This window comes from Desulfosalsimonas propionicica, assembly GCF_013761005.1.
In the GTDB taxonomy this organism is placed as follows: Bacteria; Desulfobacterota; Desulfobacteria; order Desulfobacterales; family Desulfosalsimonadaceae; genus Desulfosalsimonas; species Desulfosalsimonas propionicica.
In genome coordinates this window covers 313863-334378 of record NZ_JACDUS010000001.1, presented here as the reverse complement: position 1 = coordinate 334378, position 20516 = coordinate 313863, and the positions used below count along the sequence as shown (strand labels likewise).

The window sequence follows — 20516 nt, the reverse complement described above, 5'->3', positions numbered from 1 at the left end:
ATTAGAGCCCGGATGATGGACTGGCCGGAGCTGCCATACGGCGTATTTTGGCCAGGATTAAGGTGCTTATTTTACTCTTTACTGGCTTGGGAATCAGAAAAAGCCAGCTTAACAGACAGTATGCTCCCAAAACCAGTAGCCCCTGAAGCGCTAATAAAAAAATATTATCCGAAGAAATTGCGATTTTTAACAGCCATCCGCCTCCAACACACAGAGCGGTAATAATACCGGGAAGGCCGTATACAGACCAGAGATAGCCGGCGAACGAATAAGAAAATTGCCGGGAATAGGCATATGCCAGATAGAAAGTGTTGCGGATAAAAATGCAGCAAGCAATAAAGAGTGCCACGCCAAATATGTTCCATCCAAGCCAAGCAGTGCCGACAAGAGTCCCGAGACATACAACAACAGCCATTGCGACCTGGCTGTAGACCGTAGGGCGAATCTGGCCGCCGCCAAGGGCCAGGAAATAGTTGGCTGCCTGAACCTGGGAAACAGCCACCCCTGTGCTCATCACTGCAACTACGGACCAAACCCAGGCCAGATCGCTTCCAAGCCATAGACGCATAATCTCCGGGCCGAAAGTAGCCAGGGGCAGCGCAATACCAAAACCTACAAATGCTGCCAATTGGCCGGCATAAACAGCCCAGCGCCCAAGGGCCTTGCCTGTGTTTTGTTCCCGGTCCTGACTGGCCAAGGGAACAAGGGGCCGCGTGGTTTGCCCCAAAAAGCCTTTCATGGCGGTGGAAACAAGAAGCGCCGGGGCAAATGCCGCGACCATCTCCTGCCCCAGGACCTTGCCGATGATAAGGATCGGGCTTTGGAATACTACAGCACCAGCAACCGAGTTGGTCAGATTCAGCATGCTGAAGCCGAGCACCTTCCTCAGTGAGCTTTTTGATACATGATGGATTGAAATAAAAGCTGATTTTCCAACATGCGTTACAGCTATTCCAAAAAGGGCTAAAAACCGAAATAACTGAGACACCAATATGCTTAGACCAACAAACAAAATAGATGGATACAATAATTCGAACAAAGCAACGATTAAAACCAAGCGTATCAGATGACTGCTGATTTCAATGCAATTGGCTAGATCGTAGCGATTGGCGGCAAAAACCAGTCCTTGTGGCACAATGACTGTCATGTTCATAAACAGTGAGATGACCATGCAGATCAAAAGGCCGGTGGTGTCATAAGCAAAATCCGGGGGGATTTCATAAAACCGAACAAAGATCGGGATTAAAGCCAAGCCCAGCAATGAAGCCAGTAATCCCAGTCCGCCAAGTAAACACTGCGCCGTGCTGTTTATTCGTTGTAATTCGGTAGTATCATTTTTGGCAATTGCTTTGGCAAAAAAACGGATCAGAGTGGGCCCCATGCCCAACTGCAAAAACATAAAAAAGACAAGAGCAGACCTGGCAAGCTGATATATACCATACCCCTGCTCCCCAAGCCGCATGATAATATAAGGCAGCAAGATGAACCCAACCAGGGCAAAAGTAAGCTGGGCCATCCAGCCGCTGGCGGCATTAAGGGCGAATTGTTTTTTATTTAATGGCATTGATTTTCAGTCGCTCAAGCTTTAAGTATCACCCTTACCAATTCGATTACATTCCTGGTATGGATAGAAAATATGTATCGAAATTACCAAAGTATGCGGCAGGTTCAGGGATATTGCCGGGTTCCGGGTGTTTTCGGCAGTCAGGTAATAATCTGTCATTACGCGCAGGATATCGGCTTTGTCCGCATCCCGGATCATTTTCAAGAAAAACAGGGGCGTCTATTTGTTTCTTTCGGGAGGGCGAAACGGTTATGGTATTTTACCGCGTGGAGAATAATTTCTGCGGTTTCGGGGTCAAAGGCGGAGAGAAGTTTCTGGTTATGGATAATGGTTATGCCGAGGGCAGCGTGGTCTTCTGGCTGATGATCCAAAAAGGTTTTGTATCGCCGGTACTGCTCGAATCTCCCAATATCGTGGAGCAGTGCGATTGTCTCTGCGAGGTGCAGGTCAATTGCGCATAGTCCCAGGCTGCGGCCGATATCCAGAATATTTTCGCAGACACGCAGTGTGTGATCACGTTTTAAGTCCATGCCTTCCTGGACCATGGGATCGTCGGAATCAAACCCGTGCGTGTATGTATCAAACCAATGTTTTAATGTATCCATTTTTTTGGAGGGGAAAGTGTAAAGGGCCGAGGGACAAGGGTAAAGGGTCCTTTAGTCAGTGCTAATCTCAATACCTGAAGAGCTGATTTCATTTACCAATGGATTGTCAAGGGTAAAGTCTTCAGGCCTGAACGGACTTGGCTCTATGCGATCATCAAGCCTTAAGGCCTCTTTCATTAAAAAAACCCGTTCATCAAAAAGATCATGGGAAAAGTCGGGACTAATGATCGCTATATCAATATCACTCCATCTTCCGGCACTGCCTTTGGCATAAGAGCCATACAAATAAGCTTTGGAAACTTGTTTCCGCTGTTTAACCCGGGCAATATATTTTCGTAGAATATTTTCTATTTCAACTGGGACTTCAGCCACTTGAAATACCTCCTTATTATTGCCATTTGTTTGGTTGTGAACTGTTGAGTACATTTTTTACGAAAAGAGCTTTTAAAATCAGGATACCTGGATTCTATATTAAAAGCGGTTATGGTCACAAGGTCACTTTCCGCCTGTTCATCAAGTTCAATACCAGCAGTTTTCGCGAGCCTGACCAGGTTATGGATTGGAGGCGCATGGTCCCGCTGTTCCTTAACACACAGCGCTTTAAGCATCTTTTCCAAGGCCAAATGGCCAAAAAACAAGGCGTAAGAAAAATCTTCTTTTTCAATCAAATGCCCGGCAACCTTCAAGGCTTCTTCTGCCTCGAATGCCCAAAAGTGTATAAGCTTGTCTATGTCAGGTCTCATAATTTCTCCCGTAGGGCCGAGGGATAGGAAACAGGGGACAAGGGTTCTTGATCCTTGGCCCTTGATCCTTGGCCCTTTTAACTTCACCCTTGTCCACCACAAACCTGATTGCTGTTATTGGGCTGTACCATACCCATGATCGCCTTTTCCCTGCCTTTCAAAAGTGCACCCGGCTTCACTCAGATATTTTTTGAGATCCTTTGTAAAGTCGGCCATCAGACAGCAGCCCTCTCAGCAACTTCAAATCTTCTGCTCAACAGTTCAAAGGGAGCTCCCTCGGACATATCCATTCCGTTGGCCTCAAGCAGTTCCGGGATGACAATCTTGAGCTTATGTACCAGATTTTCCAGGTTATCTGATTCAGTGGCAAGGCCAGGGACATCATCGCTGGTGGCAACCCAGACCAATGCCTCATGGTCCCATTCAGCCCTTACAAATAAAGGTTTTGTATTCATTTCTCATCTCCTGACCGCTTGGTATCAGAAAGTTCAGCTACCGAGTTTACGAAGTCGGCTGAAACGACAGGTTCGCCAAAGATTCCTGTCGCAGCGTCATCCAATCTGGCAAAGGAGCATTCGTAGCGTCAGCATAAAGTGTTTCCGGGGCAATATCCACTTCGTCATCCCCCCACGTCAGTACCCCGAGTTCTTTATTTATGCTGAAATTTTTGAAAAATTCTATGCAATTAAATTTTTCAAAAACACTCCCTTGGTTTAAATACTTGGAAAAATCCACAATCCCTGTGACGCAATCTTCAAATGTCACCTCTATTTTATGGTGCGCCTGTAAAAAGTCTTTTTTACAGCCAGTGTTAAGTTTTAAGTGATTAAGTGTTAAGTAAAATCAACAGGTTATTTTTTTATTGGTTAGCGACTAAAGCAGTTTTATGACTTTTTACGGAACCATCAGTCTTTGTTATGCGCGTATTCGAGTTCTTCCTGGAGATCCTGGATTTCGGCTTTGAGGGCCTCGTATTCCTTTATCTTGATCTGCAGGAACCGGGAGGTGAGGCGGATTTTTTCATCAATGCCCCGGGGTGTGAGCTTGTAGATGTAGGCGCGGCGGTTCTGGGATTTTTTGAAGTTGGAAATCTTGACCAGGCCCCTGTCGGCCAGGGCCCGGAGGCAGTAGTTGACCTTGCCCAGGGATGCGCCCGTAATCCCGGCCAGTTCCCGCTGGGTGACCCGGGGATTGTCATGGATGTATTTTAAGATACGGAATTGGGTGGATTCGTTCATGGCAAAGACGGACTCCGTCCCTTTCAGGGGCAGAAAGGCTTCCTGATGAATGTTTAAAATTGAACAATTATTCGTAGCCCATGGCGGGGAGGGTGTCAAGGAAAGTTTTAAGTTTTAAGGGGTTGGGGGAAAAGCCCGGTCGTTTGACCGGGCGTGGGGTTTGACTGGCGGAGGGAGTAGGATTCGAACCCACGGAGCTTTCGCTCAACGGCTTTCAAGGCCGCCGCCTTAAACCACTCGGCCATCCCTCCGGCTTGAACAGATCTTTTCTATCAGAGCGCAAATCCCCGGGTCAATGCTTTTTTGGGGTTTTGGCAGCCGGGGTGCGTGTTGTGTATTGACAGGAGCTATATATGCCTTATTATAGGGTTTCATTGGGATTTTCCGGATTTTGGATTTTATTTATAAATGTCTGACCATACAGCACAAGTTCTTCAGGAGCCGTTTAAATGAAACAGAAATACGCAATTTCAAAAGACAGCAAAACCGGCGGATTGACCATCCAGGAATATGCCGAGCTCAGCAAGGACATGTTTTCCCTGGTCTGCGAGGAGTCTTATGACCCGGACCAGATTCAAACGGCCGTGGACGAAGGCCGAAAATCTTTGATCGATACCCTGCGCACGCCCAATTTGTATCCGATTTCGGATTACATTGAAAAAATCGCTGATACGGTGGTTGATCTTTACCAGCAAAAAGATGCACCCGGCGACCCTGTGGAACTGGTGTTTGATGACGTGGAGCTGTTTCAGCGCCAGGAAGAAGATGTTGAAACCGAAGAAGAGGACTCTGTGGAAATTGAGGATCTGCTCGATGACGAAGCCCCGGCTGACCAGGCACCGGAAAAGCAACCCCCCGCGGAAGAGCCCCTGGATGACGCATCCGACGAATCCCTGGAAGATAAATGATTTCCCGGGATTTTCCAACATAGAAGGAGATCAGAAAAATGTTTGAAACCAAGGAACAGGTATTTGAAAAGATCATGGAGCAGGAAAAGCCTGCGTGTCCCCACTGCGGCCAGGAAATGAGCATATGGGAAATCCCGCCCATTGCCGTTGGCGACGGGCTGGGCTGGGACTCGCCTTACATGTATGTGTGCTTCAACGACGAATGCCCGCTGTTTGTCGAGGGCTGGGAGAACATGTGGGAAAACTATGCCCAGCGGGCATCCTACCGCTGCATCAAAAGCCCCCACGGCAGCAATTTCGAGGTGATGCCGGTTTTCAGCTCCATCGGGGGCCAGGGCCAGATTGTGGATGACGAGGTGGTGGCCGCAGAGGAAAGGCTCAAGGAATCCATTAAAAAGGGCTTTTCCATCCTGTCTGAATGTTATGTGTCCAATGATTCGGTGACCTGCGTGCAGATGCTGCTCGATCCGTCCGAACCGGCCCGGGTGCGGATCAAGGCTGCTGAAATGGCAGGGGACATCGCGGGCCTGGAAGCCCTGGAAGTGCTCAACAACCGGCGCTTCGGCAATGAGCTGCTCCAGGAGAAAAGCAACGAGGCCATTTCCAAAATCCATGAACGCCACTTTACCCGGGAGTGTCCGTTTTGCGCGGAAATCATCAAAAAACGCGCAAAAGTCTGCAAGCACTGCGGCAAGGATGTGGCCGGGGTGTAACCCCCCGCATTGACCCGATCTTAAGGCCCGGAACTGCACAATGCAGTTTCGGGCCATTTTTTTGCAATGGCTTTTTTTAATCCCGCTTGATCTGGGACAGGGCTTTTGCCGCTGCTGCCCGGATGTTTTCCGGATATCCGCTGAAAAACCCCCGGGTGCGCACGACTTTCTCCAGGGCGGAAACCGCCTCTTTCGCCTGCATCCGGCCCAGGGCCTCGCAGGCCTTTGTCCGGATTTCATCACGCACTGCCTTGTTCTGCCAAAAGGATTTGGATTCCAGCAGGTTGATCAGATACGGCGCTGCGGGCTGATATCGAATGGCGCCCAGGACCGAGACAATATGACCGGCCAGCTGGGGCTCAACCACCGGAATGTGCTTTTGCAGCATATCCCCGGCCTTGTCTCCGTCAATGGCCTGAATACTTTTGACCGCCTCGAGCTGCACCCGGTAATCCGGGTATGTGAGCAGGGGCTCAAGCAGGCTCAGCTGCTCCGGCCCGCCGATGCGGCCCAGCAGCAGGGCCAGGTTCCGGATGTAAAACCACGGGCCTCCCTGAGCGAGCCTGTCTGCCACCGGCTGAACAGCGGCATTGCCCATTCGGGAGACGGCCTGAACGATCCGGTTGCGCTCGGCCATGCTGTGGCTGTCGCGCAGCCGGTCAAGCAGGCGTTCAATGGTGGTCGAGCCCAGGATCACCAGGGTGCGGATGTCTTCCTTCCCCGTGTCTGATGTGTTTCCCGTCTTGCTGAGCACCATCTCCAGAATCTGGTCCGTGGAAAGATGCTGGAGCATGTTTGCGGCCAGGGCCTGGATGGCTTCCGGCTTGGAAAGCCGGCCGTCGCGGATCAGGGAGTAGGCCTCGAGAATATGTTCGGCATCCGCTGCCGCATCCTTTTGGGTGATGATGGTTTCAGCCAGATTTTCCAGCCTGCGGGTCACCTGCTCATATTCTTCTGAAATGCGGTCTTCGGTCTTGATCCACTCAACGAGTTTTTTGGACATGGCAATGCGCTCATCCAGCCGCTCTGCGGCCTCCATCTGCTCATCGGTTTCGGCCATGATCCGTGCCACGGCGCAGCGCACCTCGGGGGAGTCATCGCGCAGGGCTTTTCCCATCTGCCCGGTCAGGGCCGCCAGCATATCCTGTTTTTCCTGCCGGGCCATCTGCACGGCGGCCTTGGGCAGCACGTCTGCGGTTTTTTGATCCAGAAACGATGAATGATCGCCTTTTAAAATCCGGGACAGGGCCTCCTTGACGGTCTTTGGGCGGCCCGGGGAAGCGGGCGGCGCTTCCGCCTGCTTGTACTGGTCCAGCAGTTTGCCGATGGTGTCTGCCGGATCTGCTGCGCCCACGTCCTGATGGGTTTGGTCAAAGGCTTCTGAAATGGATTTTAGAATCTGCTCCGTGTCGGCATCTGAAAGCCCTGCCAGAGAATCGAGCATGCGGCCGGCCAGCCGGGTCTGCTCGGCCCGGGTTGCATCCGCGTGCTGCTCAAGCAGATAGCGGGCCCCGGTTTCAAACACCCGGGCAAACCAGTCCGGATCAGCAGCCATCTCCCGGACCTGGTCAATGGTTTGCTGATCCACGGCGCCTTCTTCGCCCAGCAGGTACCGGACAAAATCCGTATCACTGATCTCCAGCCCCGATACAATCCGGTGGTCAGCATCTTTTTCCACGTATATTTTTTCGTCAATGGCAATGTGGGATACGCCGGCCTTTTCCAGCAGTTGACCCGGGCCGCCCGCATTTTGGATCTCCTGGGCGGATTTTCCCATCACCTGCAGAAATTGGGAAATTTCCGGGCCGGTAATACCCGGGAAAAAAGTGATGCTCTTGATGCCAAAATCCAGCATCATTGACAAAAAGGAGCGAATCTGGGGCCGCTGCTGCTGTTTTTCCGGCAGGGGCTGACCGGCAGCCAGCAGGTTCTTCTCGGATTCGGCAAATTCCAGGGCCTCGCCGTCTGCCAGCACCTCTTTTAAAGCGGTTTCCATTCGTGCAACAGAGGTCTGGATGATTTCACTTGTGGGCGGATACAGCCGGATATTGGTAATGGCGGCATTTAACACAAACAAAAAATCAACACCGGTTTTTTTCACAACCCCCCCTTCCGGCATCAGCCGGATTCCTCCTGAACCGGTCTGCAGACATTGACATTCATCATGTCATAGGACCGGAAAATCAGGTATTCTTTTTCCCGGCGCTTTTCCGGCAGTACCACCGGCGGGTTTTCCTGCAGCAGGCGCGCAGCGCTTTGGGCATCCGGCAGGGCGTCTGCTCCTTCTCCAATCTGTTTTCCGGAAACCGCGTCATAAACCAGGGCGGTCCGGCCGTCAGATGCGGCCGCATAGGGCACGATGTTTTCCGGCGAAAGAATCCGGGCTGCAGCCACCACCTCTTTTTGTCTTGAATCCAGGGACCCGGCCGCGCACTTGATCACCATAAACGGCCGGGTTTCCACAAACACCACCAGGTCCAGGGCGGTTTCATATGGATGGCCGGCGGCAGTAAACCGAAGCGGGAGGTTTACGGCAATGTCTTTTGGCGAAAATCCTTTCTGTTCCACCAGCAGGCGCTCCACAGCCTGGCGGTTGGCCTCGGCGCCCACGTTGGCAAGAGTTTTTCCGGTCAAATAATCGGTTATGGTCTCAACGTCTTTACTGGTTTCCATGGGTCTGGCCTGCATTGCTTTGGCATTTCAGGTTTGGATCATATTTTTTCCGGTCATCTCTTCGGGCTGGTCAATGCCCATGAGATAGAAGATGGTCGGGCCAATATCGCCAAGCACACCGTGCTGCAGATTTGTCCCGGAAAGCCCTTGTCCGCAGAGCACAAACGGGACCGGGTTCATGGTATGGGCGGTATGGGGGGAGCCGTCAGGCTCCCGGAGCTGGTCCGAATTGCCGTGATCAGCGGTCACCAGGGATATGTACCCGTGCTCGCGGGCGCATGTGACCACCTTGTTTGCGCACGCATCCACGGCCTCGGCCGCCTTTACAGCCGCCTCCATGACCCCGGTATGGCCCACCATGTCCATGTTGGCAAAATTGATCACGATCAGGTCGTATTTTTCCGAATCAAGCCGGGCCACGGCTTCTTCAGCCACCTCATAGGCGCTCATTTCCGGTTTTTCATCATAGGTGCGCACCTGCCGGGGAGAGGGGATCAGTTTTCTGTCCTCGTTTTCAAACGGGGTCTCCTCCCCGCCGTTGAAAAAATAGGTCACATGGGCGTATTTCTCGGTTTCTGCCATGCGCAGCTGGTGCAGACCGTTTTTGCTGATCACCTCGCCCACGATGTTTGTCAGGTGAACCGGGCCGAATGCCACGGGCAGGTCAAAGGATTCATCAAACTGGGTCATGGTGACATAGCCGGACAATTTGGGCTGCTTTGTGCGCTCAAAAGGCTCAAAAGGCTCTTCGGTAAACGCCCGGGTGATCTGCCGGGCCCGGTCCGGGCGGAAGTTGTAGAAAATGATGCCGTCGTCATCAGCCACCGTGCCCATTGGGCCGCCCTGGCCGTCGGTGATGACCACGGGCTTGACAAACTCGTCTGTTTCCCCCCTGGCGTAGGCGTTTTTTGCAGCGCGCACCGGGTCGGTTTCCGGCTCTCCCTGCCCCAGGGTATAGAGCTCATAGGCCATGCGCGTGCGGTCCCAGCGGGTGTCGCGGTCCATGGCATAATACCGGCCGCACAAAGTGGCGATCTTGGCATACGGGTGATTTTCCAGTTTTTCCTGAATCCGGCCCACATATCCCACCCCGCTGTCCGGCGGGGTGTCTCTGCCGTCTAAAATCGGATGAATATAGACTCTCTCAAGCCCGTAGCGCCCGGCCATTTCCACCAGGGCAAACAAATGGGCCAGCTGGCTGTGGACCCCGGCATCCGAGGCAAGGCCCATGAGATGAAGGGCTGAGCCCTTATCCCGCACGGTTTGCATTATTTCGGCCAGGGCCGGGTTTTCAAAAAAGGAGCCGTCCCTGATGGCCAGATCAATGCGCAGCAGCACCTGGTAGACCACCCGGCCGGCGCCGATGTTTAAATGCCCCACCTCGGAGTTTCCCATGACCCCTTCCGGAAGGCCCACAGCCGGGCCTGTGCATTCCAGATACGTATGCGGGCAGGTTTCCATGAGGCGGTCGAGAAACGGCGTATTGGCAACAGACAATGCATTGTCCGGCCCTGCCGGACCAAGGCCCCATCCGTCTAAGATCAAAAGCAGGCATCGGTTTTTGGGAAAATCATTCATCGCTGTCATCGCTTTCTTCAGCCGTTTGTTGAAATTGGGGATATGCAGACAAGTCAATGCGCCGGGCATCGGCCCACAGGCTTTCCAGATCGTAAAACCGCCGCACCGGATCATAAAAAATATGGACGATCACGTAGCCGTAATCAATCAGTGCCCACTGGCCGTCCTTGACCCCTTCAACGCTCAATGGCCGGATTCCGGCTTTTTTGAGCTCGGATTCCACATACTCGGCAATGGCGGATACCTGCCGGCTGGACCGGCCGCTGCAGATCATAAACACATCTGCCACGTCCGTGACCCGGGCAACATCCAAAGCCACCAGATCCATTGCCTTGCGGCCCAGGATGGCTTGCACAAACGGCTTTAAATCCGGTTCGGTTTTTGCCTCTGTCATTTATACAACCCCTTTTTGTAAATATAGCCCTCTGCCGCCTCAGGCACAAGGTAGCGGATGGATTTTCCCTGTGCAGCCAGAAAACGGATCCGGCTGGCGGAAATATCCAGTGCCGTTGCCTCAAACCAGTAAACCGTCTGTTTTTCCGGGTGGTAAAACCGTCGGGCCGCAGGGTCATATTCATAGCCGGCAGATATACGGTCAAAAATCATCTCTGCCATTTTTTTCTTTGGATCCGCGGGTGCCGGACGGGAAATCACGATCACTTCAATGGTGTCAAACAGGCGATGAAAATCCTTCCAGGTGTCAATTTCGGCAAACGCGTCCAGGCCCATGATCAAAAAGCAGCGGGCGCCCCGGGGCAGCACGGCTGAGACCTGGCTTACCGTGTCAATGGTATAGGATCGGCCCGGCCGCCGCAGCTCTGCATCAGAGATTTCAAAACCGGGATTTCCGGAAATGGCGGCCTGCAGCATTTCATAGCGGTCTTTGGCCGGGGCCAGGTCTTTGTCGGTCTTGTGGGGCGGATTGGCTGCGGGAATAAAATAGATTTTGTCCAGTCCAAAGGCCTCGCGCACCTCCTCGGCCATGCGCAGATGGGCCAGATGCACAGGATTAAACGTTCCACCGAAAAGCCCGGCCTTGATTTGCATGGGATCCATACCTGAATTATGTCCGGATCTGGCCGGTTCCCAGAACCACGAACTTGGTGGTGGTCAGTTCCCGAAGGCCCATGGGGCCGAAGGCATGCAGCTTGGAGGTGCTGATGCCCATTTCCGCGCCCAGGCCGAGCTGGCCGCCGTCGTTAAACCGGGTGGAGGCATTGACCAATACCACAGACGAGTCGGCCTCCTGCAGAAACCGGTGGGCGCGCTGATAATGGCTCGTGACAATGGCTTCTGTGTGCTGAGAGCTGTAGGCGGCAATATGGGCCAGGGCTTCGTCCATGGATGCAACGGTTTTCACGGCCAAAATCAGATCCAGGTATTCCTCCGGCCAGTCGGCTTCCGTGGCCGGGATGATATCGGGCAGAATTTGGCGGGTTTTTTTACACCCCCGCAGTTCCACGCCGGCCCGGCCAAACTGCCGGGCCATTTCCGGCAGAAAGGTTTGCGCCGCATCCTGGTGCACCAGCAGGGTTTCCATGGCATTGCACACCCCCGGGCGCTGGACCTTTGCATTCATGCAGATCTCCATGGCCATCCCGGTTTCGGCTGAAGCGTCCACGTAAACGTGGCAAACCCCCTTGTAATGCTTGAGCACGGGAATTTTCGAGTTTTCCGCCACAAACCGGATCAGTCCCTCGCCGCCCCGGGGGATGATGAGATCCACATGCGCGTCCTGGTTCAAAAGGGCGTTTACCGCTTCGCGCTCCCGCACGGGAATAAGGCTGACCGCAGTTTCCGGCAGGCCGGATTCGGCAAGGCCCTCGGCCACGGTTTCAGCCAGGATCTGGTTGGAGTGCAGGGACTCTGATCCCCCCCGCAAAATCACCGCATTTCCGGACTTGATGCAAAGCCCGGCCGCGTCAATGGTTACGTTGGGCCGGGATTCGTAGATAATGCCGATCACTCCTAAAGGAATGCGCATGCGGCTGACCGCCAGGCCGTTTGGCCGTACCCAGGTCCCGTCCATGGAACCCACCGGGTCTTCCAGGGCAGCCACCTCCCTTAATCCGTCGGCCATGGTTGAAAGCACCTTGTCTGTAATGGTCAGCCGGTCGATCATGGCCGCAGACAATCCCTGGTTTTTGGCCGCATCCACATCTTTGGCGTTTTGGGCCTGAATTTCGGCCTTATTTTCAATGAGTTTTTCGGCAATGCGGTTTAAAGCGCTGTTTTTCTCTTCGGATGAGCACCGGGCCAGGGCCCTGGCGGCCCGGCCGGCTGCTTTTGCCATTTCCGCCACTGTGGTTTCAATATTCATGGCACCCGTCCTTTTCTGGTGTTTTTCAGCCCTTTTCTTACCCCAGAAGGGTCATGTTGTTTCTGTGGATGACCTCGTCATAGGATTTATGCCCCAGCTTCTCGCTGATTTGGCACGACTGGCAGCCCATGATCCGGCGGATCTCGGTTGCGCTGTAGTTGACCAGGCCCGCTGCCAGATGCCGGCCGTCAGGGTCCACGATATGCACCGGCGAGCCCGCGCCGAAATCACCGGTCACATCCCGGATGCCCCCGGAAAGCAGGCTTTTTCCCTTCTCCAGGATGGCCCGGGCCGCGCCCTGGTCAATGATTACCTCGCCCCTGGGTTTTAAGGCAAACCCGATCCAGGATTTCCGGTTGGGAATCCGCCCGTGTGCGGGCCCAAAAAAGGTGCCCCGCGCCCGGCCCTCAAAGAGCCGGATCAGCACGTCTTCTTCCCGGCCGTTGGCAATGACCATGGGAATGCCCGCCACCGTGACCTTGCGCGCGGCCCGGATTTTCGACAGCATCCCGCCTGTGCCCAGCACCCCGGGCAGCCCGCTTGCAGTTTTTTCAAGGTCCCGGGTGATGCGCGCTACCTCCGGAATCTGGCGGGCTTCAGGATCTGTCCGGGGATCGCCGGTATACAGGCCGTCAATATCAGTGAGGTTGACCAGAATGTCGGCATTCATCATCAGGGCGATCAGGGCGGAAAGATTGTCATTATCCCCGAACTTGATCTCCTCGACCACCACGGTGTCGTTTTCGTTGATAATGGGCACCACGTGCCAGGCCATGAGGGTGTGCAGGGTGTTTCTGGCGTTTAGATACCGCCGCCGGCTCACGGACAGATCATCGCTTGTCAGCAGGATCTGGGCCACCTGCCGGTTGTAGCAAGCAAAGGCGTTTTCATAGCACAAAATCAGTCCGGCCTGGCCCACGGCCGCCATGGCTTGGCGCTTGGGTATTTCCTCGGGCCGCCGGTCCAGGCCGATTTTTTTCTGGCCCGAGGCCATGGCCCCGGATGAGACCAGCAGGATTTCCAGGCCGTTTCGGGTCAGATGGCAGATCTGGCGGCTCAAGCTGGCAATCACATCGGTGTTGAGCCCGTCATCTGCGGTCAGCACCCCGCTTCCCACCTTGACCACCACGCGCCGGGCCTGATCAAAACAGGTTTTGCGGTCAATTTCCATTGGTGTGTTTTCCGGAATTGACAATCTCGTTTAGCTTATTGACCAATTGGGCAACGCCTTTGCCTGTGGCAGCGGAAATTTGGATCACCGGCAAATTTCCGGCCGCCCGGGTAAAGGCTTGAGCCCGGGTTTGGCTGTCTGGCAGATCCATCTTGTTTAGCACCACTACCTGGTTTTTTTCCGCCAGCTCCGGGTTAAATCCGGCCAGCTCGCTGTTGATGGCCTTATATCCGGAAAGGGGATCATCTGCGTCAATCTCTGAGGCATCCACCAGGTGCAGCAGCACCCGGGTGCGCTCAACATGCCGCAAAAAACGCGTGCCCAGGCCCGCTCCCTGGTGGGCGCCCTGAATCAACCCCGGGATGTCGGCCACCACAAAGGGCTCACCTGTCTCCGGGCTCACCACGCCGAGCACCGGATTGATGGTGGTAAACGGGTAATCGGCAACCTTTGGCCGTGCAGAAGAGATCCGGCTGATCAGGGTTGATTTGCCGGCATTGGGAAAACCGATAATGCCGATGTCGGCAAGGAGCTTGAGATCCAGCTTTAGGCTGCGGGTTTCGCCCGGCTCGCCCGGCTGGGCGTGTCTCGGGGCGCGGTTGGTGGAGGTGGCAAAGCGCCGGTTGCCCCGGCCGCCCCGGCCGCCTTTGGCAACGACAAACGTTTCCCCGGGTGTGATGCAGTCATGGATGATTTCATCGGTTTGCCGGTCCCGGATCACGGTGCCGGGCGGCACTTCAATGACCAGATCCTGGCCGTTTTTGCCGGTTTTCTGGCTTCCCTGGCCGTGACCGCCGCTGGCTGCCTGAAACTGACGTTTGAAACGGAACTGGTGAAGGGTTCGCAGGCGATGCGATGTGCGGATTGTTACATTGCCGCCGTGGCCGCCGTCTCCGCCGTCCGGGCCGCCTTTGGGAATATATTTCTCCCGCCGGAAGCTCACGCAACCCCGACCCCCGTGGCCGGCGGCCACGTCAATTACAACTTCATCGATGAATTTCACGCTGCATAAACGCTGACTTTTTTCCGGGAGCGGCCGAGACGTTCATAACTCACCATTCCGTCGATCTTGGAAAACAGGGTATAGTCCTTTCCCATGCCAACGTTCTCACCGGGATGAATTTTGGTGCCAAGCTGCCGCACCAGGATATTGCCGGCCCGGACTTTCTGTCCGCCGTAACGCTTGACTCCCCGGCGCTGTCCCTGGGAATCCCTTCCGTTTTTAGAGCTTCCGCCCGCTTTTTTGTGTGCCATTTCCCGTATACCTCATAAAAAATTTGGATCAGACAAAATTGACGGCTTCGTAAAAAGTGCAATATCTGCGTTGCGCTTCATCTCTCGTCATTCGACGTACGGACAAGTACGCCTCATTCCTCGAGATTCGCGCGCCTTGATCTTGAACTTTTTACTTTGCCGTCCCAAAATTGACTTTTTACGACGCCATCAAAATTGTTACGCACCTGCTGCGATGTCATCGATCTGCACGGCCGTATAGGACTGGCGGTGGCCTTTTTTCAGGCGGTACCGCTTGCGGCGCTTGTATTTGAACACCAGAATTTTCTTGGAGCGCGCCTGTTCCACGATCCGGGCCTGTACTGACGCGTTTTCCAGCACCGGCTGACCAAGGGATACCGCATCACCGTCTGACAGCATCAAGATCTTGTCAAAGGTCACACTGTCGCCCACATCCCCGGCGATCTTTTCGATGCGCAACACATCGCCTTTTGTTACTTTATATTGCTTGCCCCCTGTGGCAACAACTGCATACATGGCTAAAACCTCCCAGAAACTCGTATTTTCAAAATTTATCCACTATACTCAATTTTATCCGTTTGTCAATAACATTTGATCGGCAGATACGTAAAAAGGGTTCACCATCGGGTTATGATGAGTGAACCCCGGAAAAAATCGTTTTTGAAAAACTGCCGCCCGGACTATCCCTGGCCGGCCACTTCCCTTTTGACGCCGGTGACCACCTTGTACAGAAGGGTCAGCACCAGAAATCCAAGCGCATAAACGCCGATGGTGATGACAATTTCGGGAATCGAGGGAATGTATTCGTTGACCTCGTGTAAGGGATTGGGCACAAACCCGCCGGAGATCATTCCCAGTCCCTTGTCAATCCAGGTGCCCACAAACACAAACGCGCAGGAAAAAATCAGTGTTGTTTCATTTTGCCGGGCAGCGGGAATGATCAGAAAAATCACCGCCAGCACCATCAGGGCCATGGAACTCCACATCCAGGGAACCAGCGCATCATGACCGTGAAGACCGAAAAACAGATACTGCAGATGGCTCATATGCTCCGGGATCTGACTGTAGACGGCCACAAACACTTCGCAGAGAAAGAAAAACAGGTTGGCCAGCACAGCATAGGCCACGATCTTGGCCAGGGTCTGCCGGGCCCGGGTGCCGGCGTCAAAGTTGGTAAACCGGCGAATGATAAAACTCAGCAGAATCAAAAATGCCGGGCCTGCTGCAAAGGCGGATGCCAGAAAGCGCGGGGCCAGCACCGCGGTCAGCCAGAAGCCCCTTCCGGGAAGGCCGCAGTAGAGAAAGGCGGTGACCGTGTGAATGCTCACCGCCCAGGGGATGGAAAGATAGATCAGGGGTTTGATCCATTTTTCCGGAGCCGTGTTGTTTCGCTCCGCATCCAGCACGTTCCAGCCGATGACAATATTTAAGAACAAATACCCGTTTAAGACGATCATGTCCCAAAACAGCATGGAATTGGGCGTGGGATAGAAGATCACGTTTAAAAGCCGCATGGGCTGGCCCAGGTCCACGATGATAAACAGCATGCACATGAGCACAGAGGCCACGGCCAGAAACTCGCCAAGCACCGTGATCTTGCCGAAGGTCTTGTAATCGTGCAGGTAGTAGGGCAGCACCAGCATCACCGCCGATGCGGCCACCCCGACCAGAAAGGTGAACTGGGCGATGTAAAACCCCCAGGTTACATCCCGGCTCATGCCCGTAATGCCCAGGCCGAATTCGAGCTGGCGCAGGTATACCACAAATCCGACGGCAATCACCACCGCCAGGGCCAGCAGCCACATCCAGTAGGTCTTGCTTCCTTTAAGCGCTTTTTCTAGCATAGCTCCCTCATACGATCAAACGATATAGAACACCGAGGGGAAGGTCCCCAGGTTCGGTTTCCGCCGGATGGCATACTCATCTGCCAGCAGTTTGCGAATGTCAGAGTCCGGGTCATTGAGATCCCCAAAGGTCAGTGCGCCTCCGGAGGCCTCAACGCAGGCCGGCATCTTGCCAACAGCCAGGCGCTCGGCGCAGAAATTGCATTTTTCCACCACCCCTTTCATGCGGGTTGGAAAATCCGGATTTTCCTCTTTGATGGCCGGTCGGGGATCCCGAAAGTTAAAGCTGCGGGCGCCGAACGGGCAGGCGGCCATGCAAAACCGGCAGCCGATGCAGCGATGGAAATCCATGAGCACAATGCCGTCTTTTTCCCGCTTGAAAGTGGCCTTGGTGGGGCATGCGCGCACACAGGGCGGGTTGTCGCAATGGTTGCACAACACCGGAACCGGTGCGTGTTCCAGCCTGTCAGACAAAAATTCGGCTTCCTGGCCCGGAAAGGCATGCTTGAACTCGGTGTCCCAGATCCACTTGATCTCATGGTTCTTGTTGCCGAATTTGCCGATATGGTCGGGCACGTTGTGGATGCTGTGGCAGGCTTCTTCCATTTTCCGGCAGGTGCGCGCGTCGAGTTGGCGCGTATCAATCACCATTCCCCAGCGCCGGGCGTGCTTTGCTTCAGGCCGGTCGCCGAACTCCGGCCCGGATGCGGCGCCCGGGCCTGCGGCAATCCCGGGTCTGGCCGCAAGACCGATGAGCATGGAACCGGCACCGACTCCCAGTATGGAAAATCCTGCGGTTTTCAAAAAGCGTCTTCTGCTGTTTTCCATTACTCTGTCTCCTCCGGATATGTATGACAATCCCAGCAATAGGGATCCACCGAGGTGTAATTATGGCAGCTGTCGCAAAACTCCTCCTTGTTGGAGTGGCAGTCCATGCAGGTATTGGAAAGGCTGGCTTCATACTCCTTGCCGTTTTCGGCCTTGTAGATCCGCTTGCCGTCCCGGACCACCGTATCTCGCCATTGATCAAGAATCTGCATATGCTCGGTGCGCATATGATCGGTTTCGGCAATACAGGTTTCCGCTTCCTTGGCTTTATCGGTCAATTCAGGTTCCGGAGCCGTGGCGGCTCCTGCGGCACCGAAAATCAGGTTAAACCAGAAGGGAAACAGCAGCACCACAAAAAAGATGACCAAGCCCGTGATGATCTTGTTCTTATCATTCATCGGCGTCTTCCTCCGTTTCTTCGTTCAGGGGTTCGAAGCGCAGGTCCATGGTCCGCTCGATTTCCCCTTCCATCACCAGCGCATTGCCCACCAGTTCATGAATGCCGGTTACGCCGACACCGGGCACCCAGTAATCCATCAACGGCGGCAGTGCGGCGCGGTCAATGGCGCAGATGCAGGAAAGCATATTGACTCCGAAAGTGTCATGCACGTGCTTGACCGCATTTGCGCGGGGAAGGCCGCCGAGCAGGCGCAGTTCCATGATCTCTTCGGTGTTTAATCCCGAGCCGCTGCCGCAGCAGAACGTCTGTTCCCGGATGGTGTTTTCCGGCATTTCGTAGAAATGGTTGCAGACGCTGTTGAGCACGTACCGCGGTTCATCGAGCAGGCCCATTGCGCGGGAAGGATTGCAGGAATCGTGATAAGTGACCACGTGTTTGTCGTTTCTGGATGGATCGAGTTTCAGCTTGTTGTTGCGGAGCAGGTCCGCGGTAAACTCGGTTATGTGAACCATTCGGGTGGAAGCCGCGTTTTCAAACACCGTGCCGGTGATCGGGGATTTGGGCACCTCGCCGAAATCCGCGGGTCCGTTCATGGTGTCCATATACTGGTTGATCACCCGCCACATATGGCCGCACTCACCGCCCAAAATCCACTTGACCCCGAGCCTTCTGGCTTCGGCATACATCTTGGCGTTTAACCGTTTCATCACCTCTGAAGAGGTAAACAGACCAAAGTTGCCGCCCTCGGAGGCATAGGTGGAAAGGGTGTAGTCCAGGCCCAGTTGTTCAAACAGGAGCAGGTATCCCATGAAAGTATAGGTGCCCGGATCGGCAAAAACATCGCCGGAAGGGACAATAAACAGAATCTCTGCGCCCTTGCGGTTAAACGAGGGGTTGATACGCACACCGGTGATCTCTTCAATATCGTCACAGAAAAAATCCACCATATCCTTAAAAGCGTGAGGCTGGATTCCCAGGTGGTTGCCGGTACGAAAGCAGTTGGCAACCGGCTCCAGGACCCAGTTGATGTTGAGCCCCAGCAGCGACAGCAGTTCCCGGCCCATCATGGTCACTTCCGCGGTGTCAATGCCGTAGGGGCAGTACACCGAGCATCGCCGGCATTCCGTGCACTGATAAAAATAGGAAAACCATTCCTTTAGTACCTGCTTTGTCAGGGGTCGGCCGCCGTTGATCTTTTTTAAAATCTTTCCGGCGGTGGTAAAGTCATTGCGGTACACGGAGCGAAGCAGTTCCGCGCGAAGCACCGGCATGTTTTTGGGATCGCCGGTACCAATGAAAAAATGGCATTTGTCTGCACACGCCCCGCACCGGACACAGACATCCATGAAAATTTTCAGGGAGCGGTATTTTTCCAGCCGCTCCTTGAAGCCCTCATGAATGATTTCCTTCCAGTTATCGGGAATGGGCCATTCCTCGTCTGCCGGTGACCACTCATCCTGGGTGGTGGTGGGCAGGTCCAGATATTCCAGATTCTTTTTCTTGGTGGGATAGCAGAACCGGCCTTCGGAAAGATCAGGCGGTATCTCTTCCCACGGCTCATCCGGCAGGCTGTGATCAATATTTTGAAACAGTTCTTCGGGTTTCGGCGTCTCTGCCATAGCTACTCCTTTTCAACTGGAAGGCCAGCCTCTTTCATTTTATCTCTGAAATCGTCTTCATATTCTTCATAAGTATGGGTCTTGACCGGATAATTCCAGGGATTGACATGGCGCTTGGCCCGGGAATTGTTGGCCAGGTTTCGGGTGGGGCTCAAAAAGACACCGCCCATGTGCATCAGCTTGCTAAACGGAATATAGGCCACCAAAAGAGATACAAAAAACAGGTGCACGTAAAAAAGCCCGCTGATGGATCCCTCGGGAATGGAGGGCTGGAAGGTGGCCAGTCCCATGGTCAGTTCCTTGACCCGGATCACGTCCACCTTGCTGATATACCGCATCATCAGGCCGGTGACCGCGATGCCGATGATCAAAAACAACGGAAAATAATCAGCCGGCCTGGAAATATAGACCAGTTTCGGCAAAAGCACCCGGCGCAGCAGAAGCAGCGAAGCTCCGGCCAGCAAAACCACCCCGGAAATAAACAAATTGGGCAGCATAATCTGGAGCATGCCGTCGACGCGCTCGATCATGGTAACAAAAAACGGCACAGGCTCGGCAAAAAACCGGAGATGCCGGATCACCACAACCAGAAAGGAATAATGAAACATCAGGGCAAACAGCCACAGCCAAACCACCCACTTGTAGGTGATTTTCTGACCGTCTTTTCCGAATCCGGTTCTGAGATTTTTAAACAAAGAGCGGAACAGCAGGATTTCAAGCGCCATGCGGATCACCACCTGGCCGGTGGTATAGGGGCTGTCAAACTTGTTTTGTTTGATCCACGGCAGGCTTTTTTGCTGGCCCAGGGTCGTGGGAATCCGGAAAGGAACCGGGGATTTGGTCCAATCCAGGATCTTGTTGGCAAAGCCGATCAGAAAAACAATCAGGGCGAGATACGGTATGATCACGCCGAATAAAACTTCGAGCCCAGCTGCTTCCGCGCCTGCATATGCGATCAGTCCCAGAAGCACCACTGTAATGAGGGAATACAAATACGCTGCATTCATTGACCACCACCTCGCTTTGCCCGGCTGCGGCATGTCCCGGAGTATCCCGAC

At 54.0% G+C, this 20516-nt stretch carries 24 protein-coding genes and 1 tRNA gene; 2 read left to right on the top strand and 23 right to left on the bottom strand.

The features are described from left to right. Window position 1 precedes the first annotated feature (1 nt). The 8 genes from HNR65_RS01495 to HNR65_RS01460 form a co-directional block, all read right to left on the bottom strand. The gene (locus tag HNR65_RS01495; protein ID WP_181549672.1) at window positions 2–1564 is read right to left on the bottom strand and encodes a lipopolysaccharide biosynthesis protein; all 1563 of its coding nucleotides are present in this window, start codon (window positions 1562–1564) and stop codon (window positions 2–4) included. Window positions 1565–1764: 200 nt separating this feature from the next. Continuing rightward, entirely contained in the window at window positions 1765–2094 is a 330-nt protein-coding gene (locus HNR65_RS18240) for an HD domain-containing protein (RefSeq protein WP_181549671.1), read from the bottom strand. Window positions 2095–2220: 126 nt separating this feature from the next. After that, window positions 2221–2541 carry a nucleotidyltransferase domain-containing protein gene (locus tag HNR65_RS01485; RefSeq protein WP_181549670.1) on the bottom strand — a complete coding sequence of 107 codons (321 nt, stop codon included), beginning with the start codon at window positions 2539–2541 and terminating at the stop codon, window positions 2221–2223. After that, window positions 2517–2912, bottom strand: coding sequence for a HEPN domain-containing protein (locus tag HNR65_RS01480; protein ID WP_181549669.1), 396 nt, complete (start codon window positions 2910–2912; stop codon window positions 2517–2519). Before HNR65_RS01480 ends, HNR65_RS01485 begins: the two co-directional genes overlap by 25 nt. A 215-nt stretch (window positions 2913–3127) precedes the next feature. Next, window positions 3128–3367 carry a DUF1902 domain-containing protein gene (locus HNR65_RS01475; RefSeq protein ID WP_181549668.1) on the bottom strand — a complete coding sequence of 80 codons (240 nt, stop codon included), beginning with the start codon at window positions 3365–3367 and terminating at the stop codon, window positions 3128–3130. 46 nt (window positions 3368–3413) lie between these two features. Continuing rightward, the gene (locus HNR65_RS01470) at window positions 3414–3683 is read right to left on the bottom strand and encodes a DUF2442 domain-containing protein (RefSeq protein ID WP_181550050.1); all 270 of its coding nucleotides are present in this window, start codon (window positions 3681–3683) and stop codon (window positions 3414–3416) included. 134 nt (window positions 3684–3817) lie between these two features. Continuing rightward, window positions 3818–4150, bottom strand: a complete 333-nt coding sequence (locus HNR65_RS01465; RefSeq protein WP_181549667.1) for a MarR family EPS-associated transcriptional regulator — start codon at window positions 4148–4150, stop codon at window positions 3818–3820. A 165-nt stretch (window positions 4151–4315) separates the two neighbouring features. Further along, window positions 4316–4401: transfer RNA gene (locus HNR65_RS01460), tRNA-Ser, on the bottom strand. 198 nt (window positions 4402–4599) lie between these two features. Here HNR65_RS01460 and HNR65_RS01455 point away from each other — a divergent pair. Together HNR65_RS01455 and HNR65_RS01450 are read left to right on the top strand one after the other, a co-directional pair. Beyond that, window positions 4600–5058, top strand: coding sequence for a hypothetical protein (locus HNR65_RS01455; RefSeq protein ID WP_181549666.1), 459 nt, complete (start codon window positions 4600–4602; stop codon window positions 5056–5058). A gap of 38 nt (window positions 5059–5096) precedes the next feature. Beyond that, window positions 5097–5771 (top strand): zinc ribbon domain-containing protein, encoded by a 675-nt coding sequence (locus HNR65_RS01450; RefSeq protein ID WP_181549665.1) that lies wholly within the window; start codon window positions 5097–5099, stop codon window positions 5769–5771. A gap of 76 nt (window positions 5772–5847) precedes the next feature. On the opposite strand, the gene HNR65_RS01445 is transcribed toward HNR65_RS01450, so the two are convergent. The 15 genes from HNR65_RS01445 to dsrM all read right to left on the bottom strand — a co-directional run bounded on the left by HNR65_RS01445 (window position 5848) and on the right by dsrM (window position 20465). Then, window positions 5848–7872, bottom strand: a complete 2025-nt coding sequence (locus HNR65_RS01445; RefSeq protein WP_181549664.1) for a HEAT repeat domain-containing protein — start codon at window positions 7870–7872, stop codon at window positions 5848–5850. Between the two features lie 17 nt (window positions 7873–7889). Then, complete coding sequence (locus HNR65_RS01440) at window positions 7890–8444, bottom strand: type I restriction enzyme HsdR N-terminal domain-containing protein (protein WP_181549663.1); 555 nt, start codon at window positions 8442–8444, stop codon at window positions 7890–7892. A gap of 27 nt (window positions 8445–8471) precedes the next feature. Next, entirely contained in the window at window positions 8472–10031 is a 1560-nt protein-coding gene (gene gpmI / locus HNR65_RS01435; RefSeq protein WP_232364606.1) for a 2,3-bisphosphoglycerate-independent phosphoglycerate mutase, read from the bottom strand. Further along, window positions 10015–10416, bottom strand: a complete 402-nt coding sequence (gene rsfS / locus HNR65_RS01430; protein WP_181549662.1) for a ribosome silencing factor — start codon at window positions 10414–10416, stop codon at window positions 10015–10017. The genes gpmI and rsfS overlap by 17 nt, the downstream gene beginning before the upstream one ends. Further along, window positions 10413–11078 carry a nicotinate-nucleotide adenylyltransferase gene (gene nadD / locus HNR65_RS01425; RefSeq protein WP_181549661.1) on the bottom strand — a complete coding sequence of 222 codons (666 nt, stop codon included), beginning with the start codon at window positions 11076–11078 and terminating at the stop codon, window positions 10413–10415. The genes rsfS and nadD overlap by 4 nt, the downstream gene beginning before the upstream one ends. 7 nt (window positions 11079–11085) lie before the next feature. Continuing rightward, window positions 11086–12342: a glutamate-5-semialdehyde dehydrogenase gene (locus HNR65_RS01420; protein ID WP_181549660.1), complete on the bottom strand. Its 1257-nt coding sequence runs from the start codon at window positions 12340–12342 to the stop codon at window positions 11086–11088. A 37-nt stretch (window positions 12343–12379) separates the two neighbouring features. Then, window positions 12380–13513, bottom strand: coding sequence for a glutamate 5-kinase (gene proB / locus HNR65_RS01415; protein WP_181549659.1), 1134 nt, complete (start codon window positions 13511–13513; stop codon window positions 12380–12382). Continuing rightward, window positions 13503–14516 (bottom strand): GTPase ObgE, encoded by a 1014-nt coding sequence (gene obgE / locus HNR65_RS01410; RefSeq protein WP_181549658.1) that lies wholly within the window; start codon window positions 14514–14516, stop codon window positions 13503–13505. Before obgE ends, proB begins: the two co-directional genes overlap by 11 nt. Further along, window positions 14513–14767 carry a 50S ribosomal protein L27 gene (gene rpmA, locus HNR65_RS01405; RefSeq protein ID WP_181549657.1) on the bottom strand — a complete coding sequence of 85 codons (255 nt, stop codon included), beginning with the start codon at window positions 14765–14767 and terminating at the stop codon, window positions 14513–14515. Before rpmA ends, obgE begins: the two co-directional genes overlap by 4 nt. 198 nt (window positions 14768–14965) lie before the next feature. Beyond that, on the bottom strand, window positions 14966–15283 hold the full coding sequence (gene rplU / locus HNR65_RS01400) for a 50S ribosomal protein L21 (protein WP_181549656.1): 318 nt from the start codon (window positions 15281–15283) through the stop codon (window positions 14966–14968). 164 nt (window positions 15284–15447) lie between these two features. Continuing rightward, the gene (gene dsrP, locus HNR65_RS01395) at window positions 15448–16611 is read right to left on the bottom strand and encodes a sulfate reduction electron transfer complex DsrMKJOP subunit DsrP (RefSeq protein ID WP_181549655.1); all 1164 of its coding nucleotides are present in this window, start codon (window positions 16609–16611) and stop codon (window positions 15448–15450) included. Window positions 16612–16626: 15 nt separating this feature from the next. Beyond that, window positions 16627–17439 carry a sulfate reduction electron transfer complex DsrMKJOP subunit DsrO gene (gene dsrO / locus HNR65_RS01390; RefSeq protein ID WP_181549654.1) on the bottom strand — a complete coding sequence of 271 codons (813 nt, stop codon included), beginning with the start codon at window positions 17437–17439 and terminating at the stop codon, window positions 16627–16629. Beyond that, window positions 17439–17837 carry a sulfate reduction electron transfer complex DsrMKJOP subunit DsrJ gene (gene dsrJ / locus HNR65_RS01385; RefSeq protein WP_181549653.1) on the bottom strand — a complete coding sequence of 133 codons (399 nt, stop codon included), beginning with the start codon at window positions 17835–17837 and terminating at the stop codon, window positions 17439–17441. Before dsrJ ends, dsrO begins: the two co-directional genes overlap by 1 nt. After that, window positions 17830–19458, bottom strand: a complete 1629-nt coding sequence (gene dsrK, locus HNR65_RS01380; protein WP_181549652.1) for a sulfate reduction electron transfer complex DsrMKJOP subunit DsrK — start codon at window positions 19456–19458, stop codon at window positions 17830–17832. The genes dsrJ and dsrK overlap by 8 nt, the downstream gene beginning before the upstream one ends. A gap of 2 nt (window positions 19459–19460) precedes the next feature. After that, window positions 19461–20465, bottom strand: a complete 1005-nt coding sequence (gene dsrM / locus HNR65_RS01375; protein ID WP_181549651.1) for a sulfate reduction electron transfer complex DsrMKJOP subunit DsrM — start codon at window positions 20463–20465, stop codon at window positions 19461–19463. Between the last annotated feature and the right edge of the window lie 51 nt (window positions 20466–20516).